Here is a 17,197-nt window from a genome sequence, read left to right on the forward strand (position 1 = left end):
AGTAAGGCCAGTGCGGCCGCAGGAAGCGGGCAAGTTTACTGCTATGCGCTGCAAACAACAAAGCCGCATCACTGCGGCTTTGTCGTTGTGAAGCAGACTGGCTTATTGATTGGCCAGTTTGTGCTCCAGGTAGTGGATGTTGACTCCGCCTTCGCAGAAGCCTTCATCGCGGGTCAGGTTGCGGTGCAGCGGGATGTTGGTCTTGATCCCGTCGACCACGATTTCGTCCAGGGCGTTGCGCATGCGTGCCATGGCCTCTTCGCGGGTCGCGCCCCAAGTGATCACTTTACCGATCAGCGAGTCATAGTTGGACGGTACCTTGTAGCCGCTGTACAGGTGCGAATCGACCCGTACGCCGTTGCCGCCCGGTGCATGGAAATGCTTGACCAGACCAGGGCTTGGTACGAAGGTCTTCGGGTCTTCGGCGTTGATCCGGCATTCCAGCGCATGACCCTTGATGACCACGTCATCCTGGGTGTACGACAGTTTGTTGCCGGCGGCGATGCTGAGCATCTCCTTGACGATGTCGATGCCTGTGACCATTTCCGAAACCGGGTGCTCCACCTGAACACGGGTGTTCATTTCGATGAAGTAGAAACGACCGTTTTCGTACAGGAACTCGAACGTACCCGCACCGCGATAGCCGATATCGATACACGCCTTGACGCAGGCAGCCAGAACATCCTCGCGCGCCTTTTCATCGATGAACGGTGCCGGCGCTTCTTCCAGAACCTTCTGGTGACGGCGCTGCAGCGAGCAGTCGCGATCGCCCAGGTGGATAGCCTGACCCTGGCCGTCGGAAATCACCTGGACTTCCACGTGACGTGGGTTGGTCAGGTATTTTTCCAGGTAGACCATCGGGTTGCTGAACCAGGCGGCTGCTTCGGCGCGGGTCTGCGACGCGGCTTCGATCAGGTCTTCTTCGCGATGAACCACACGCATACCGCGACCACCACCGCCACCGGCGGCCTTGATGATCACCGGGTAACCGACTTCACGGCCAATGCGCAGAGCGGTGTCTTCGTCTTCCGGCAGCGGGCCGTCGGAACCGGGAACGGTCGGTACATTGGCCAGCTTCATGGCGTCCTTGGCGGAAACCTTGTCGCCCATCAGGCGAATGGTGTCTGCTTTTGGACCGATGAAAGCGAAGCCCGATTTTTCAACCTGTTCGGCGAAGTCGGCGTTCTCGGCGAGAAACCCGTAACCCGGGTGGATCGCCGTGGCGCCGGTCACTTCGGCAGCCGAAATGATCGCCGGAATGTTCAGGTAGGACAGATTGGCCGGTGCCGGACCGATGCAGACGGTTTCGTCTGCCAGGCCCAGGTGCATCAGCTCGCGATCTGCGGTGGAGTGTACAGCGACGGTCTTGATGCCCAGTTCTTTACAGGCACGCAAGATGCGCAAGGCAATTTCGCCGCGGTTGGCGATCAGAACTTTTTCCAACATCGCAGGCTCTCCCCGGGTCAAACGATTGTGAACAGCGGCTGGTCAAACTCAACCGGCTGACCGTTTTCTACCAGGATGGATTCGATCACACCGCTGGCTTCTGCCTGGATGTGGTTCATCATTTTCATCGCTTCGACGATGCAGATGGTGTCGCCTTTCTTGACGGTCTGGCCGACTTCGACGAATGCAGGCGAAGTAGGTGCCGGGGTACGGTAGAACGTACCGACCATTGGCGACTTGACCACAAAGCCGTTCAGTTTCGGAGCCGACGGTACTTCTGGCGCAGCCGGGGCGGCGGCAGGTGCGGGTGCGGCTACCGGCGCTGCAACCGGAGCGGGCGCGTAGTAAGGCTGCGCAGGGGTCTTGCTGTGGCGGCTGATCCGTACGGATTCTTCGCCTTCACGAATTTCCAGCTCGTCGATGCCGGACTCTTCCAGCAATTCGATCAGTTTCTTGACTTTGCGAATATCCATTAATCAACTCCCAAGGTTCTGTAAGGGCAATGTGTCGGCCGGCTCAAGCCATACGGTCAGCTTCAGGCTGGACTCGTCATGGCTTGGCACTGGCGGCCAGTTGTTCCAGGGCGGCTTCCAGGGCCAGTCGGTATCCACTGGCACCCAGGCCACAGATCACTCCTACAGCGACATCTGAAAAGTAGGAGTGATGGCGGAAAGGTTCGCGTTTGTGCACGTTTGATAAATGCACTTCGATGAATGGGATGCTCACTCCCATCAGCGCGTCACGTATTGCAACGCTGGTGTGCGTAAAAGCGGCCGGATTGATCAAAATAAAATCCACACCCTCACCGCGGGCGGCGTGAATGCGGTCGATCAGTTCGTACTCGGCGTTGCTTTGCAGATACATCAGATGGTGGCCGGCATCGCGAGCGCGCTGCTCCAGGTCCTGATTGATCTGAGGCAGAGTGACGGTGCCGTAGACCCCGGGTTCCCGAGTGCCCAGCAGGTTCAGGTTGGGTCCGTGAAGGACCAGGATGGTCGCCATTGCGTGTTCCTTTTATTGTCTGCGAGCGGTTTACGCCCGGCGACTATGCCGGAAGGGCAATAGACTGTCCAGTTAACAACAGTAGCCAGCACAATGAGCGATATTCGCGCAAAGTTTGTGACTAAGGTATCAGTTTTGGTCATTGGCGCTGTTCAGGCGCTCTATCAGGCCTGCTGCGTCGATTTCGCCGACGACCCGGACAGTTTGCCGTTCTTCGCCGTTTTTATCGAAAAAAAGCAGCGCTGGCGGGCCAAACAGCTTGTACCGGTCGAGCAGGGCGCGCTGCTCTGCGTTGCTGTCGGTCATGTCGAAGCGCACCTGTTTGTAACCCGACAAGCGGGCGACCACGCCCGGGTCAGGCAGGACTTCGTGTTCGATGACCTTGCAACTGATGCACCAGTCGGCATACCAGTCGAGCACCAGCGGTTTGCCCTCGCTTTGGGCTTCCTGCATCACACGGTCCAGTTCGGCAGAGGTGGTGATCGTTTTCCACTGTGATGCGGCCTGAGCTACTGCCCCGTTATTCGCCGTGGCGTACTCGCGGCCCAGCGGGCGCATGGGGTCGGTTTGCCCGGACAGCGCGCCGTACCAGCATGCCAGCGCATAGACCAGCAGCGCCAGCCCCAGCAACTGGGCGAGTTTCTGGCGTGTGGTTTTGACGTTGAATTCCAGCGCGCCGAGAAACAATGCGACACCGGCCGACAGCAGGCCCACCAGCAACAACGTCACCTGCCCTGGCAGAACACGGCTAAGCAGGCCGATTGCCAGTCCCAGCAGCAGCACGCCGATGGCGTTTTTGACCGTCACCAGCCAAGGGCCGCTTTTCGGCAGCCAGGTGGCACCACCGGTTGCGATCAGCAACAGCGGCGCGCCCATGCCCAACCCCAGCGCAAACAGTTTCAGAGCACCGCCGAGCGCATCGCCGCTGGCGCTGATATACAACAGCGCACCGGCCAGAGGCGCCGATACGCAAGGTGACACCAACAGGCTGGAGACCACGCCCAGCACCGCTGCACCCCACAATGAACCGCCCTGGGTCTTGCCGGCGATACGGTCCAGGCGAGAGCTGATCGATTGCGGCAGGCGCAGTTCGAAAGCGCCGAACATGGCTATGGCGAAGATCACGAAGAATGCCGAGAACGGCACCAGCACCCAGGCCGATTGCAATCGTGCCTGCAGGTTAAGGCCTGCACCGAACATCCCCATCAGCGCGCCCAGCAGGGCAAAGCACGCCGCCATTGGCAGTACGTAAGCCAGAGACAGGCTCAGCCCGCGCAACCCGCCCACCTGACCGCGCAGTACCACGCCGGACAGAATCGGCAGCATCGGCAGTACACACGGTGTGAAGGTCAGGCCTACACCGGCGAGAAAAAACAGCGCCAGTTCTTTCCAGCTCCAGCCTGCCGTGGCGGCGGGTGGGGTGGCAGAGGCCTGATTGGCCGGGCTGGCGGCCACATCACCGATGCTCAAACGTTCGGTTTCAGGTGGGTAGCACAAGCCCTTGTCGGCGCAGCCCTGGTAGGTGACGGCGAGGGTGAAGGGGCGTTGTTCGCCGGGTTTGCGTGGCAGGTCGATATCGAGAATGCCGTGGTAGACCTCGACATCGCCAAAGTACTCGTCGTGTTTCTGCTCGCCCTTGGGCAGTTGCGCTTCGCCAAGGCCGATGTCGGCAGGCTCGGTGCGGAACTGGAAGCGGTGGCGATACAGGTAGTAGCCATCGGTGGCGACCAGCCTCAGCTTGATCGACTCCGGTGTCGTTTCGATCAGGCTCAACTGAAAGGCCTGACGCACAGGCAGGAAGTCCTTGCTGTTATCCAGCGAGCCACCGCCCAGGGTGGATGAAGGTCGGCTATCCAGCAAACCGGCTGCGGAGGCGGGTAGGGCCAGAATCAATAACAGCAGGCATAACAAACGGCGCATGGCAGTCTCGAATATCGAAAGTCCGCGCATGATAACGGAGTGCCCGGCGGCGTGCCGAGGGCAGGTTGTAAGAGTGGGTGTCAGCAGGCCCACGACCGTGCCGGAATTATTTCTTGCCCGAGGAAAAGCTGCCACCAGCCTCCTGATCGTAAAAATCCGGGATCTTGTACTTATACGTGTCCAGCCAGCGTTGCAGGCTGAGGTCGCGCTCTGCCGCGGTATTGACCTGTGGCGTCGGCGAAGCAGCCTTGCCGCTGGCCTGAAGCTGCAGCCAGGTCTCGGTCTGCCGGGTTTCAGAGGTCGCAGTTTCGTTGTTGTCCGCCCAGGCATCACCTGCGCTCAACAGCAGTACACACCCGGTGAGTATGATGCGTTTCATGGTCGTACCTCCTGGGACTGACGATCATTTTGCCCTGTCAGGCTCGCAATGGGCCGTGCAGATGCTTGAGGAGCGGCAGGGGGCTTTCGCAATTGCTCGGCACGCGCCTGGGCATCGGTCACCTGTTCAGGCGTCAGCCCGGCCCGCGACGCCAGTTCGGCGGCTTGCGTCCAGTTGTTCTGATAGATCAGCAGCGTGGCCAGGTTCACCGCCGCCAGCGAGTCCGATTGTTTGAGCTCCATTGCCGTCAGGAACTGAAAGCGTGCCTGTTCCAGTTTCAGCTGGTTGAGGTAGACGACGCCCAGGTCATTGCGGATCTTTTCATCGGTCGGTTGCAGCTTGCTGGCCATCAGCAGGTGTTGCTGTGCCAGCGCGTTGTCGCCGCGCGCTGCGGCCAGTTGCCCGAGGCCATGCTCACCCTCGGCTGCCCGGCAGGTGCCCAGCAGGCTGCGGTACAGAGGCTCGGCCTCGTTGCTGCCCAAAAGCCGCAACACCCGGGCCTTGCGCAGGCGAACCTCGCCCAGGCTGTCGGGCAGGCTTTCCAGGTTGGCAAGGCTGGCATGCAGGCGGCCTTCATCGGCCATGTTCTGAGCCAGATTCAGGGAGAACTCCTGATCCGAGGTCAGCTTGGGGCACTGGCCCGGCTGAGCCGTGGTCTGTGTCCAGAGGGGGCGACCATCACTGGCGCATCCGCCCAGCAACAGCAGCCCGAATAATATGATCACTGGTTTCATTGCAATGCGTCCTTTCGTGCACGGGTAACACCGGGTCAACTGCCCAGTGCGCGGCTGATCGCCATAAATCCTGGCCCGGCCAGCACAATCAGCAGGGCGGGGAACAGAAACACCATCATGACCACCGACATCTTTGCCGAGAGTTTGGAAATGTATTCTTGCAGGCGGGTCAGGCGTCGGTCATCGATCAGTTGCTTGAGCGTGAGCAGAGACTTCAATGCGCCGCCGCCCTGATGAATCAGTTGATTGAGGATCACACAGGTGTCGCTCAACTCGTCGACGTCCAGCAGGGCGGCGGTTTTTCTCAGTTCTTCGCCCAGTTCCAGGCCGGAATCAACGCGCATCAGCACCACGCGAATTTCCTCGGACAGCACCGGCAGCAGGTCTTTGCCTTCGTTGCTGAGCACCCGAAGCGCCTGCTCGACCGCCATGCCGGACTCGAACAAGATGCGCAGCAAAGGGATAAAGGTAGAGATTTCCACCACCACTTGTTTCTGACGGCGCCGAGCCACGGCCGCCAGAATCCGCTTGGGCAGCAGATAGCCGGCGCCCAAGGCAAAGATCGGCGCGATCAGCGGTTGCTGGATGCCTTTGAAAAACAGCAGTTGGCCGAGGATGACAATGACCATCAGGCCGACCGGGACGCCGACCTGGCAGGCCGCGAATAACGAGCGTTTGCTGGCGCGCCGCCAGCCGATGCGGTTGAGCAGTATCTGGGTTTCCGAATCCAGGCTGATGCTGCGTTGACCTAGGCGGGTGTCACCGAGCAACCGCAACAGGCTGCCGATGCGGCTCTCACGGATCACCTCGCCCCTCAAGCGTCTGGCCACCAGGCGTTCATTGCGACGTTGACGCGCTACGCCGGACAACAGCACAAATGCGACAGCGGCAAGCATCATGGCGGCGAATAACAGTTCCATCTCAAATGCTCCTCAACATGCGCCACAACATCACGCACCCCGTGGCCTGCAGGGCGAAGGCCGCGCTCAGCATGATCTTGCCGCTTTCGTCGTCCCACATATGCAGCAGATAGTTGGGGTTCACCGCCAGAAAGTAACCGGCCATGCTGATCGGCAGCAGGGCCAGTACCACGGCAGTCATTCGGGTTTCGCCGGTCATTGCGCGCAATTGGCGACCGGCCTGTTCCCGATCACGAATCAGCTTGATCAGGTTTTCCATCAGCTCGCTGGCATTGCCGCCGTAGCGGTGATTGACCCGCAAGCCGATGGCGAACAGGTGAAATTCGTCGCGCTCATACAGTTCGGCAAAGTCCCTTGCCGCATCCGGCAGGCTGACCCCCAGTTGTACGTTACGCTCGATCCGGCTCATGCCGTCCTTGAGCGGCTGGTCGGTGGCGTCGATGCCGTGCAGCACCGCGTCGGCCAGGGTTCTGCCGGACTTGAGGCTGCGCACGGTATGGTCGAGCAATTGCGGCAGTTGCTGGATCATGCGGCGAACGCGCACCTCATAGCGCCATGAAACGAACATACGCAGTGTCAGAGGCACCGCCAGCAGCACGCTGAGCGCACCGACGACTCCGGCCGTTGCGTAGCCGATCAGTATCAGCAGCGCATACAGCGACAAGGCCAGGCCCATGCGCTTGGTCGGCTGTCCCAGCCCGGCGCGCAAAAAGGCCCGATCCAGGTAGCTCCAGCCGGTCTTTTCGGCCACGGGCCGTACTTGTCCGGCCATCAGCCGCTGCCTGACCCGTTCACTGGCTCCCTGATTGAGCGCCAGGTAGAACATGCGAATGGACGCAATAAACAGCAGCAAGGAGATCAGGCCCAGTACCAGAGACGCACTCATGCCGACTCCTTGAGCATGTCAGTAGCCGGGCCGCAGCTTGTCGCCAGCGGCGTGGGCCGCTTCGCGCATGAAGCCGACCCCGGTGCGGCGATCAACACGGAACAGGGTATTGGTGACGTAGATGTCATCGCGGATGCCGACCACTTCCACCACTTCACTGACACAGCGGCGCCCGTCAGGCAGGCGCGTCAGCTGGATAATCACATCCAGCGCCGCGCAGACCATCTGGCGCAGGGTCTTTTCCGGGATCAGCCGCCCGGTCAGGCCCACCAGCGTTTCCAGACGCAGCAGGGCATCCTGTGCATTGTTGGCGTGCACGGTACTCATCGAGCCGTCGTGGCCGGTGTTCATTGCGGTCAATACGTCCAGCACTTCGACGCCGCGAATCTCACCGAGGATGATGCGGTCCGGGCGCATCCGCAGCGAGTTGCGGATCAGGTCGCTGGCGCGCACCTCCCCATGCCCTTCAGCGTTGGGCGGGCGGGTTTCCAGGCGCACCACATGCGGGTGACTGAGCTGCAGCTCGGCAACGTCCTCGATGGTCACCAGACGCTGATTGCTGTCGATCAACTGGCTCAGCACGTTGAGCATGGTGGTCTTGCCCGTGCCGGTGCCGCCGCTGACCAGAATGTTGCAGCGCTTGCCGACGGCCTCCTGGAAGAACTCGAAAATCGACTGATCGATGGTCTGCATGGCCACCAGGTCGGCGCTCTTGAGCATGTCCTTGCGGAATTTCCGGATCGACAGGCAAGGTCCGTCCAGCGCAATGGGCGGAATGATCGCGTTGACCCGGCTGCCATCGGGCAGGCGTGCGTCGACCATCGGTGAAGACTCGTCCAGTCGCCGCCCGAGTGGTGCCAGGATGCGTTGCATCACGCGCTCGACGTGGTGCGAATCGATAAAGCGCAGGTCGGTGTGGTGCAGCACGCCATCGCGCTCGACAAAGACCTTGCCTGGCCCGTTGACCAGAATTTCCGTCACTGAGGTGTCGCGCAGCAGCACCTCCAGCGGCCCGAAGCCGGTCAGTTCGTCGACCAGTTCTTCAGCCAGGCGCTCCATTTCGTAACGCGAGATGGCCAGCCGTAGCCGTGCGACGTATTCGGCCACCTTGTCGATGACGAATTGCGCCAGGGCCGGTCGTGAGCCTTCGAGCAGACTTTTGCCGCTTTCTTCCATGCCGTCGATGATGTAGCGGTGCAGCACCAGTTTCAGGCCTTGCCCGTCATCAGGCTTGCCTTGCGTGCGCGATGAGACGCCAAACAGTTTCTCCGCCATTACCGGTTCCCCCACAGTCGAGCGAGCCAGCCCTGATCGGGTTTCTCGCGTGCCTCGGCATGCCGTGCCAGATGCTCGCCAAGCCGCCGCAGCCCGGAGCACAGCGCGTCGCGTGACGCCAGTTCGAACAGCGTCACGCCCTGATTCTTGGCGTTGAGGCGCAACTCCGGCGCAAGCGGCAGCACCGCCAGCACCGGCAGGCCGAAGGTTTTGCTCACGGTTTCGGAATTGGGCGCGACCGAGCGCTGATAACGATCGACCAGCAGGCCGGCGTGTTGCATTTTCATGCCCTTTTCGCGCCAGTTGTTGAGCACCGTCAGGTTGCGTCGACAGCCCAGCACGCTCTGGTCGGTGTACCACAGCAACTGATCGCAATGGCTGACCAGCGAGCGCAAGGCCTCGCTGTCCGGCTGACCTACCAGGTTCACGACCACGTGCTGAAAATGCTGGCGCAGCGCGCTGAGCAGCATATAAAGCTCGGCGGCACTGGACTGTTCCAGATGATCGTCGGCTTCGCTGTAGGCCAGAATGCGCAGGCCGCTTTCGCTGGTGGTGAAGGCGCTGTCGATCAGCGTTGCATCGAGCCTGCGCAAGTGGCGCAGGGCGTCACCGAAGCTGAAGGTCGATTCAAGGCCGAGCATCAACAGGCTGTCGCCGCGTGGCAGGCCGAGGTCCAGCAGCAGCGTGCGCTGCCCGCTCTTGTGCACGACCATCGCCAGGTGCGTCGCGATCAAGGCCCCGTCGTCATCGCTTTGTACGCCATACAGCACCGACAGGCCGCTCATGTTCGGGTTGGGCGTCACGGCGGGCAGGCGCTTACTCAGACGTCTGACCAGACCGGCGACCTCACTGGAGCGAGAGCCATAGGCAACGAAATCCCTGGCCCCGGCGCGCATGGCATTGAGCACCAGCTGGTTATCCATGCCATCGCCGAGCGCAACGATGGCCAGCATCGGTTTGGCTTCCAGCGCACTTTCGATCAGGGCGCTCTGGGTCATCAAATGCTCACGGTCCAGGCCGACGAACACCACGCTGGCGAACGTCACGTCCACCAGCGCCAGCAGGTCGTCGAGGCTGCCCGTACCGGCACTGACCACCTGGCCCAACGAACCCAGGGCACTTTGCAGCCACTCCAGGTCGGTATTGTTACGGGTGATTGCCAGGAAGGTCTGGCTCAGGCTCTGGCTCATTTGGATAACCCGTCGCGGCGGTCGAAATCGCCGTTTTCCAGAAAATACAGACGCGGGAAGCTCGGGTCATAGGTGCGCAGTGTCTCACCCGGCAGCGACGGTAGTCGGGCGTTGGCGGCCAGTGGCTGGACCAGATGCGGGGTGACGATCATCAGCAGTTCGCGCTCGTCGCGCTGGATTTGCGAGCTGCGGAAAAATGCACCGAGAATCGGGATGTCGCCGAGGCCGGGAAACTTGTCCACCGAACCGCTGTTGCTGGAACTGATCAAGCCGCTGACCACGAAGCTCTCGCCGTCGGCAAGCGCAATGCTGGTGTCGGTACGGCGGATGTTGAGGGCTGGCACGGTGGTCCCGGCGATGGTGATACCGGCCGAGAAATCCAGCTCGCTGACTTCCGGCGCGACCTTCAGCAGAATCCGGTCGCGGCCCACGACAGTCGGGGTCAGGGTCAGGCGCACGCCGAACTCCTTGTACTCGATGGAGATACCGTTGCCTTCACCATTGGGCACCGGCACCGGGAATTCGCCGCCGGCCAGAAAACTCGCGCTTTGCCCGTTGAGGGCGACCAGGCTGGGGCGTGCCAGGGTGTAGGCGTAGCCGCTGTTTTCCATGGCATTGATCATGCCCAGCACCTTGCTGCTGCCACCGCCCCAGACGATATTGAAATTGCTGTTGTTCAGCGGAATGTTTGGCCTTGTGCCGCTGACGGTGCCGGGCGTGACGTTGACACCCGGCACTGTGCCGGGCGCGCCAAACAGAAAGTTGTTCGATCCCTTGCCGAAGATCGAGGTGCTGGCCTCCTTGAGTTTGGTGCGGCTGACTTCGATAAAACGGATGTCGGTCTGCACCTGGCTGGGTAACTGCGCATCGGCAGACGGCGCGGTGACACTCTCGACCATGGCGGTCGTCGCCCGGCCACGCACGAAGACCATGCTCTGGCGCGGCGCACTTGCGCAGGCCGTCCAGACCATCAGGCTGGTCGTCCCCTGTGCGACGCCGGTCAACAGAAAACCGTCGGTGCCGTTGACGTGCACGTCGGCGATTTTCGGATCACCCACGGCGATGCGGGTGATGGGCACCGCAGAGCGGACCTCCTGTTGAATGCCCTGGTCGATTTCCACGGCCGCCGGCATCGCGGCAAGGCCGGCACAACTGCCCGAAGCGGCCCACGCGCCTGGCGCGCACAGTGCTGCGATGACTAACGCCAGCAAACGGGGTTTTATAACTGGCACGGAACAACAGCTCATCAAATGCAATCCTTGCTCAATCAGGGAGTTTGTTGCGTGATCTGGTTACCGCGTATGACCTCGACAGCGCGAGACGTACGCGGGGTTGCGCCTGCTGTTGGCGCGCTGGCCGGCCCCAGGCTCAGTTGTCTGAAGCTGACCAGTTGGCGGTTGGCTGAATCGAGTCGCTCGGCAGCGTCAGGGCCGCTGGCTTCGTTGGCCCAGTAATCCTGCAGGTTGCCCTCGTCGGCGCTGCGCACGGCCAGACGCAGGACACCGGTTTGCGACGCCAGCATCAGACGCGCCACCAGGGCCTGCGGCACTGCGACCGTGACGGTTCGCGCGTTGATCCGCTGCTGCTCCTGTTTGAGGCGTTCGTCAGCGTTGATGTTCTGCACCGGCTTGCCGTTGCGGTCCGGACCGAGCAGCCCGCCAACGCCGAGAATCCGCAGGGCAGGCACCACGACCTGGCTCGACCGATTCGGATTGCTCACGTCCTCAGGCAGGTAAAGCAGCACATCCACGTAGTCGCCGGGGCTGAGTTGCCCGGAGGCGCCCGTCACTTCATCGACCTGTAATGCCAGGGCCCGCTCGTGTGGCCGGATCATTCGCGCCAGGGTGCCGCCTGCTTCGAAGTTGCTCTCCGTAAGCCAGCTTCCGGCGGTCAGCGTGCGCCAGCTGCTGCGCCCGACGATCTTGTCGATGGCTTCAAAGCTGCCGGGTGGGGCGACCTTGAGGCGCTCGATGGTCAGGTCATCGGCCGTGATTGCGGTATAGGCAGGGATATCCCTGGCCAATACCACGACGTTGTGACGCAGAGCGTCCTCGACGGGAGGAGTCGGCGGCGTCTGGATCGCTGTTTCGGTGGTGACAGGTTCGCTGGGCGGAATGACAACTGCAGGTGCCTCAGTTGGTTTGCTGACGGCGATCCCCAGATACCCGGCAATCAACGCCCCCAACAAAAACAGGACAGCAAGCACCAGGGTAATGCGACTGCTCATGGCAACTTTTCCCTTTGTCATCGCAGGACAACTTCAACACACGCGGTGCGGCAACTTCACCAGCAGGTAATAGAGGACGAGGTCAAATGTCCGTTATGTGAAGGTAGCTCATGGCAACCAAAGCGCCATTCTGCTTTGGTATAAAAATGCTTTCGGATGAATGGCATAGCTGTTTCGGCAGTCTGCGCAACGGGTTGGCCAGACCTATTACTTTCCGGTTAATGCTTTGTTGAGATTGTGGGTTTTTTGATTGAAGGCAATGCTGATATTGCGAGGAGATACATGCGCACGAAGGTTTATTGGCGCCACTGAAGGCGCAAGGAGAAATGAGATGTTCCTTACCCAGTTGTATGTCAGCGTCTACACTCGAATTCAGTCTTTTCTGAAGGACAAGGAGGCGGCATCGGCGATTGAGTACGCTGTGATTGTAGCTATGGTGGCGCTGGTGCTGTTTGCGATGGTGACGCCGATGGGCGACGCTGTTAAAGGTCAATTCAATAAAATTATTGGCGTGCTGGGTGGCAAAGCGGCGGAGTAGTTTACTATTGTGCCCTGAGTTCACCCTGTTGAGAGAACCACATGGCTGTCCACCCCATCCGCCAACAACTGCTTCTGGTTGATGACGAAGAGGACGCAAACGAGGAATTGGCAGAACTGCTTGAAGGTGAGGGGTTCTGCTGTTTCACGGCGTCTTCCGTCAAGATGGCCTTGCATCAGTTGACCCTCCACCCGGATATCGCGCTGGTGATCACTGACCTGCGGATGCCGGAGGAAAGCGGCATCCAGCTGATTCGTCACCTGCGCGATCACACCTCACGCCAGCATTTGCCCGTTATCGTCACCTCCGGCCACGCCGACATGGATGACGTCAGCGACCTGCTGCGTTTGCACGTGCTCGACCTGTTCCGCAAGCCGATCTATCACGTCCGTTTGCTGGAAACCCTCAACAACCTGTTTCCCGAGCCGAAGGTTTTTCAGGTTCTGTGACGACAGGCTCGCGCCCTAAAGCATGTTTACGCTGGAGCATGGGCACGAAGTCAGCGGCCTGTCGTTCCTCACGCTCCAGCGTAGGAATGCCTTTCGTGACGCTCTGCGTCACACCCGTCTGCGTTTACTCCACTACGCTGAATTCAACCCGCGCCGTCTGGCCGCTCTCGTCCAGCACGCTTAACTGATAACGCCCCGGTTTACTCAGGGTGGGGGTGAAGTCTTGCCGGGTGTCGGTGTCTGCCAGAGGTTTGCCATCGATAAACCACCAGCGATGGCCACTGCCGCCGAGTGCTGAGAGCGTGAGGCGTAAAGCCTGACGACTGGCGGCAGGCAGGCGCAGGTTGTCGCCTTCACGCACACCGACAATGCTCAGCGGGGGCGCCAGGTTCAGGTTATGCGGTGGGCAATCCGGGTCAGCGGGTGGCAGGCGAGCATCGCGTCGCTCTGCTCTGGGCAGCCAGGGCTCCAGAGGCGCAGGCCACAGCGCGATGTCCTGCGCTTGGGCGTCCGGGCAATTGGCCGCAACGCGCAGCCCTTTGGCATTGACCCAGACACGCTCCTGCAAACCCAGCCCAAGCGGTTGGTCGGCCGCTTGCAGGGTGGGCGGCGTGGTGCCGTCCAGCGTCCAGGCGAAACGTTGGCGACGGCAATTGGGGTCGCTTTTGCTCATCGGTTGACCCAGCGGCCAGCAGATGGCGGCCACACCGACGTTCTGCGGCACGGGTTGCACCGGTGCGGCGATCCCGCGCTGGCTGTCGCGATTGACCAGCACATCGTGCACCTGAAGCATCAGCGGCGCCGCCGAAGCCAGCCCGAACTGCCCTGGCACCGGTGTGCCATCCGGCCGGCCGATCCAGACGCCCACCAGGAAACGCGGCCCGACGCCAATCGCCCAGGCATCGCGGAAGCCATAGCTGGTGCCGGTTTTCCAGGCCAGTTGCGGGCGCTGTACCAGCTCGGCGCGCGGGTCGATGTCCGGGCGCGACTGACCACTGAGAATGCGTCGAATGATCCATGCAGCGCCCGGTGACATCATCCGCCGTTCACGCAGTCGGTCCTGCGGTTGCAGTCGAACATCGGCACTGCGCCCGCCGCGCGCGAAGGCGCTGTAGCCTGTCACCAAGTCCTCTAACCGACTGCCTGCGCCGCCAAGAATCAGCGCCAGACTCGGCTCCGCCAGCGGCGGCAGGGTCAGGGGCACGCCGCCATTGCGCAGTTCGGCGGCGAAGCGCTTCGGCCCGTAGACCTCCAGCAACTGCACTGCAGGCAGGTTGAGGGACATCGACAGCGCCGAACTGGCCGCCACCGGCCCGCCGAAACCGCTCGAAAAGTTGCCCGGTCGATAGTCGCCATAGCGCCGTGGTACATCCTGCATCAGGGATTCGGAGTGGATCAGCCCGGCGTCCATGGCCATGCCGTACAGGAACGGCTTGAGCGTCGAGCCCGGCGAACGCAGGGCGGTGACCATGTCCACATGGCCGAAGCGCTTGGCGTCATTGATGTCCACCGAGCCGACGTACGCGCGCACGGCCATGTTTTCCGCCTCGACCACCAGAATCGCCGCCGACGTTCGCTCCGGGAGGCGTGCGCGCCAGCCCATCAGCAGGTCTTCCATGCGCCGTTGCAGTGACGCGTCCAGCGTGGTGCGGATCAGTGGCGGGCTGTTGGGGCGATTCAGGCGTCGGGCCAGCAACGGCGCCAGGCTCGGTTCCTGTCGCGGTGCCAGCCATAAAGGCTCTTCCAGGGCTTCGTTCACGCTTGCTTGCGGCCACACCTGAAACTCTGCCAGGCGCCTCAGCACCTTGTCGCGGGCCTGTTGCGCGCGCTGCGGGTGACGATCAGGACGCAGGCGGCTTGGCGCCTGTGGCAGCACCGCCAGCAATGCCGCCTCGGCGCGGGTCAGGTTCTGCGGCGACTTGCCCAGATAGGCCCAACTGGCGGCTGCGACGCCTTGCAGTGTGCCGCCGAACGGGGCGCGATTGAGGTACAGACTGAGGATCTGATCCTTGGACAGGTGCCACTCAAGCTGCAGCGTACGCCACAGCTGACGAAACTTGCCGGACAGCGTGCGTGAATGCGGATCGAGCAACCGCGCCACTTGCATCGACAGTGTGCTGCCGCCCGAGACTACACGGGCACCGCTGAGGTTTTGCCAGGTGGCGCGTAACAGCGCCAGCGGATTCACCCCGGGGTGGCTGTAGAACCAGCGGTCCTCGTAGGTCAGCAGGGCTTCGAGGTAGTAGGGCGAGACCTGCTCGTTGCTGACCGGGTAGCGCCACACGCCGTTGGCGTCGGCAAAGCGCCACAACGGTGTGCCGTCCTCGGCCAGGACGACGCGAGCCAGATCGTCCCTGGGCAGTGGCAGCGGCCAGAGTCGGTCGGCCAGCCAGAGGAGGGCGATCAGCAGCATGATTGCGCCCGCCAGCCACTTGAATGTTCGCGGCAGGCGCAGAAGAAATTCAGGTTTCAACGCAAAGAGCCTTTATGATCCACGGAACCTGACACGCATTGCGACAGCCAAAGCGGACAGACCATTTTCTTCACGACCCCAATCAGGACGTAGATATGCAGGTAGAAGGCTTTTTTGAATGGCTCGGGCAGGCCATCGGCGCGATCATTCGCTTCTTTGTCGACGGTCTGGCGTGGTTGTTCAACGGGTTTACCCATGCTGGGGGAAATTTTGTCGATGGCTTGTCCCGCACGCTGGGCATGGACACCTCGCTGATCAGCATCATCGCACTGGTCATCGGCCTGATGCTGCTGTACTCGGCGGTCCGCGCCTTCATGCGCGCTTCGATCATCCTTGGCATCATCTGGCTGGCGCTGGGCCTCTGGTTGCTGAGCTGGATCATTCATTGATGCGTTGAAAGGCTAACCCGCCGCCATGGTGGGTGAACGGGGCGACGCCTTCGCGAGCAAGCTCGCTCCCACTGGATCTGCGGTGTGTCGTTGCAGTTGTGTAGGGTGCCTCGATCGTTTCTGTGGCGCACATCTGAGACACTTTTTACTTTTGTAGGAGATTCTATGGTTTTGGGAAAGCCCTCAAGCCACTTTTGTTTGATATTCGCTCTGGTTCTTTAACAGAGCGAAGACTACTCGAGCCAACTTTCGGGAGAGCATGACCAGCGCTTGAGTTGTACTAAAGCCACGCTTTCTCTGCTCTTCATAAAAAGGCTTCCAGGCCGGCGTACGGCTCCCGGACATAGCCGCGTTGTGCAGCAACCGTCGGGCTTCTGGATCGCCGCGTTTGGTCAATCGACGAGGTCCATCACTTTGCCCTGATTTGGATACTCTCAGGTCCAGCCCAAGAAACGCGATAAAGGCGTTCGCTCCGCTGAACTCGCCTCGCTGAAAAGAAGTGACCAAACGAGCTGCAGTCAGAAAGCCGATCCCTTCTACTTTCATACAGCGGTTGACCTGCCTCATCAGCCCGGCTTCCTGCAGTACATCGCGAATCTTCTTTTCAACGAGCGCCTCAAATCGTTTCATCGAGTTGACCTGATTGGTGAACGCTGTTCTCAGAAAAGGCTCGTTGGTCCAGCTTTGTACCAGGCCAGTACGAGCCTGAACCAAGGCTGCACGACGTCGGAACAGGCTCAGAAGCTGCCGATAAAGCGGGCTCGCAGGTATCCAGGGCCGCAACTCATCAAGCTCGTTTTTCAGGTATCGGGCCAACAAACGAGCATCTTGGGCATCGGTTTTGGCGCGTATGTTGACGCCTTTACGGTAATGACTGAGCTGATAGCCATCCACCATATAAACGTCACAGCCTGCTTCGTGGGCCGCATCCGCGAACAGGACGTGATAGACGTTAGTGGCTTCGATGGCGATGGCGCGGCTGCTCGCCAAGGCCTTCAGCCATTGGGTGATGGCGACTTTGGTATTGGGGATTGCCTCAAGTCGATCATATTGATCGTGGTAGATCACCAGCTCATTCTTGGCGACATCTACACCGATGATCGGTTTTTCCAGAGTAACCCGCATTGCCATAACGCCTCCTCGGGGATAAGGTTTACAGACTTGAAGGGGCCACCCAGAGGCGCAGGCTTGTTTCTATCGTAGGTTGTGAGCCTTAAGCATTCTTTATCGGCGCTTGGGTGAAAGGAGGAGGGGTGAAATCTCCTACGGGTCTGTACTGCGCGAACAGTCAGAAGCGAACTAAGTCCCTCCTCCTCCCTTCAAGTCTTACCATACAAGCGAACTTGTTCGCGAAGGCTCTGGTACGGGC

At 60.9% G+C, this 17,197-nt stretch carries 17 protein-coding genes; 3 read left to right on the top strand and 14 right to left on the bottom strand.

Translation table 11 applies throughout. The features are described 5' to 3' along the window. Positions 1 to 102: 102 nt before the first annotated feature. The 12 genes from accC to cpaB form a co-directional block, all read right to left on the bottom strand. Entirely contained in the window at positions 103 to 1,446 is a 1,344-nt protein-coding gene (gene accC, locus JOE29_RS02985; protein WP_210078777.1) for an acetyl-CoA carboxylase biotin carboxylase subunit, read from the bottom strand. Between the two features lie 17 nt (positions 1,447 to 1,463). After that, the gene (accB, locus tag JOE29_RS02990; RefSeq protein ID WP_003313935.1) at positions 1,464 to 1,919 is read right to left on the bottom strand and encodes an acetyl-CoA carboxylase biotin carboxyl carrier protein; all 456 of its coding nucleotides are present in this window, start codon (positions 1,917 to 1,919) and stop codon (positions 1,464 to 1,466) included. 76 nt (positions 1,920 to 1,995) lie between these two features. Next, positions 1,996 to 2,448 (bottom strand): type II 3-dehydroquinate dehydratase, encoded by a 453-nt coding sequence (aroQ, locus tag JOE29_RS02995; protein ID WP_003313934.1) that lies wholly within the window; start codon positions 2,446 to 2,448, stop codon positions 1,996 to 1,998. A gap of 129 nt (positions 2,449 to 2,577) precedes the next feature. Next, positions 2,578 to 4,368, bottom strand: a complete 1,791-nt coding sequence (locus tag JOE29_RS03000; protein ID WP_256216295.1) for a protein-disulfide reductase DsbD — start codon at positions 4,366 to 4,368, stop codon at positions 2,578 to 2,580. 106 nt (positions 4,369 to 4,474) lie between these two features. Continuing rightward, positions 4,475 to 4,747, bottom strand: a complete 273-nt coding sequence (locus JOE29_RS03005) for a DUF3613 domain-containing protein (RefSeq protein WP_004415996.1) — start codon at positions 4,745 to 4,747, stop codon at positions 4,475 to 4,477. Beyond that, complete coding sequence (locus JOE29_RS03010; protein WP_057406072.1) at positions 4,744 to 5,481, bottom strand: hypothetical protein; 738 nt, start codon at positions 5,479 to 5,481, stop codon at positions 4,744 to 4,746. Before JOE29_RS03010 ends, JOE29_RS03005 begins: the two co-directional genes overlap by 4 nt. Before the next feature lie 35 nt (positions 5,482 to 5,516). After that, a complete protein-coding gene (locus tag JOE29_RS03015) occupies positions 5,517 to 6,401 on the bottom strand; it encodes a type II secretion system F family protein (protein WP_044312229.1) in 885 nt (294 codons plus the stop codon). 1 nt (position 6,402) lies between these two features. Then, positions 6,403 to 7,287 (bottom strand): type II secretion system F family protein, encoded by an 885-nt coding sequence (locus tag JOE29_RS03020; RefSeq protein ID WP_210078778.1) that lies wholly within the window; start codon positions 7,285 to 7,287, stop codon positions 6,403 to 6,405. Positions 7,288 to 7,305: 18 nt separating this feature from the next. Continuing rightward, entirely contained in the window at positions 7,306 to 8,562 is a 1,257-nt protein-coding gene (locus JOE29_RS03025) for a CpaF family protein (protein ID WP_003313926.1), read from the bottom strand. Next, on the bottom strand, positions 8,562 to 9,752 hold the full coding sequence (locus JOE29_RS03030) for a pilus assembly protein CpaE (RefSeq protein ID WP_003421096.1): 1,191 nt from the start codon (positions 9,750 to 9,752) through the stop codon (positions 8,562 to 8,564). Before JOE29_RS03030 ends, JOE29_RS03025 begins: the two co-directional genes overlap by 1 nt. Further along, on the bottom strand, positions 9,749 to 10,999 hold the full coding sequence (locus JOE29_RS03035; protein ID WP_210078779.1) for a type II and III secretion system protein family protein: 1,251 nt from the start codon (positions 10,997 to 10,999) through the stop codon (positions 9,749 to 9,751). Before JOE29_RS03035 ends, JOE29_RS03030 begins: the two co-directional genes overlap by 4 nt. Positions 11,000 to 11,019: 20 nt before the next feature. After that, on the bottom strand, positions 11,020 to 11,979 hold the full coding sequence (gene cpaB / locus JOE29_RS03040) for a Flp pilus assembly protein CpaB (protein ID WP_210078780.1): 960 nt from the start codon (positions 11,977 to 11,979) through the stop codon (positions 11,020 to 11,022). Positions 11,980 to 12,310: 331 nt separating this feature from the next. Here cpaB and JOE29_RS03045 point away from each other — a divergent pair, with 331 nt between their 5' ends. Both JOE29_RS03045 and JOE29_RS03050 read left to right on the top strand, forming a co-directional pair. Further along, complete coding sequence (locus tag JOE29_RS03045) at positions 12,311 to 12,517, top strand: Flp family type IVb pilin (RefSeq protein WP_003340979.1); 207 nt, start codon at positions 12,311 to 12,313, stop codon at positions 12,515 to 12,517. Between the two features lie 41 nt (positions 12,518 to 12,558). Then, the gene (locus JOE29_RS03050; protein WP_044312226.1) at positions 12,559 to 12,966 is read left to right on the top strand and encodes a response regulator; all 408 of its coding nucleotides are present in this window, start codon (positions 12,559 to 12,561) and stop codon (positions 12,964 to 12,966) included. Between the two features lie 124 nt (positions 12,967 to 13,090). On the opposite strand, the gene pbpC is transcribed toward JOE29_RS03050, so the two are convergent. Further along, on the bottom strand, positions 13,091 to 15,439 hold the full coding sequence (gene pbpC, locus JOE29_RS03055) for a peptidoglycan glycosyltransferase PbpC (protein WP_074951442.1): 2,349 nt from the start codon (positions 15,437 to 15,439) through the stop codon (positions 13,091 to 13,093). 95 nt (positions 15,440 to 15,534) lie between these two features. On the opposite strand from pbpC, the gene JOE29_RS03060 reads away from it, so the two are divergent. Then, the gene (locus JOE29_RS03060; RefSeq protein WP_003307908.1) at positions 15,535 to 15,828 is read left to right on the top strand and encodes a hypothetical protein; all 294 of its coding nucleotides are present in this window, start codon (positions 15,535 to 15,537) and stop codon (positions 15,826 to 15,828) included. Positions 15,829 to 16,011: 183 nt separating this feature from the next. Here the strand turns inward: JOE29_RS03060 and JOE29_RS03065 are convergent, their stop codons facing one another. Next, positions 16,012 to 16,959, bottom strand: a complete 948-nt coding sequence (locus tag JOE29_RS03065) for a transposase (RefSeq protein ID WP_210078781.1) — start codon at positions 16,957 to 16,959, stop codon at positions 16,012 to 16,014. Positions 16,960 to 17,197: the final 238 nt, after the last annotated feature.

The sequence above is a fragment of the Pseudomonas sp. PvP009 genome, assembly GCF_017832995.1.
GTDB classification, from domain to species: Bacteria; Pseudomonadota; Gammaproteobacteria; order Pseudomonadales; family Pseudomonadaceae; genus Aquipseudomonas; species Aquipseudomonas syringae.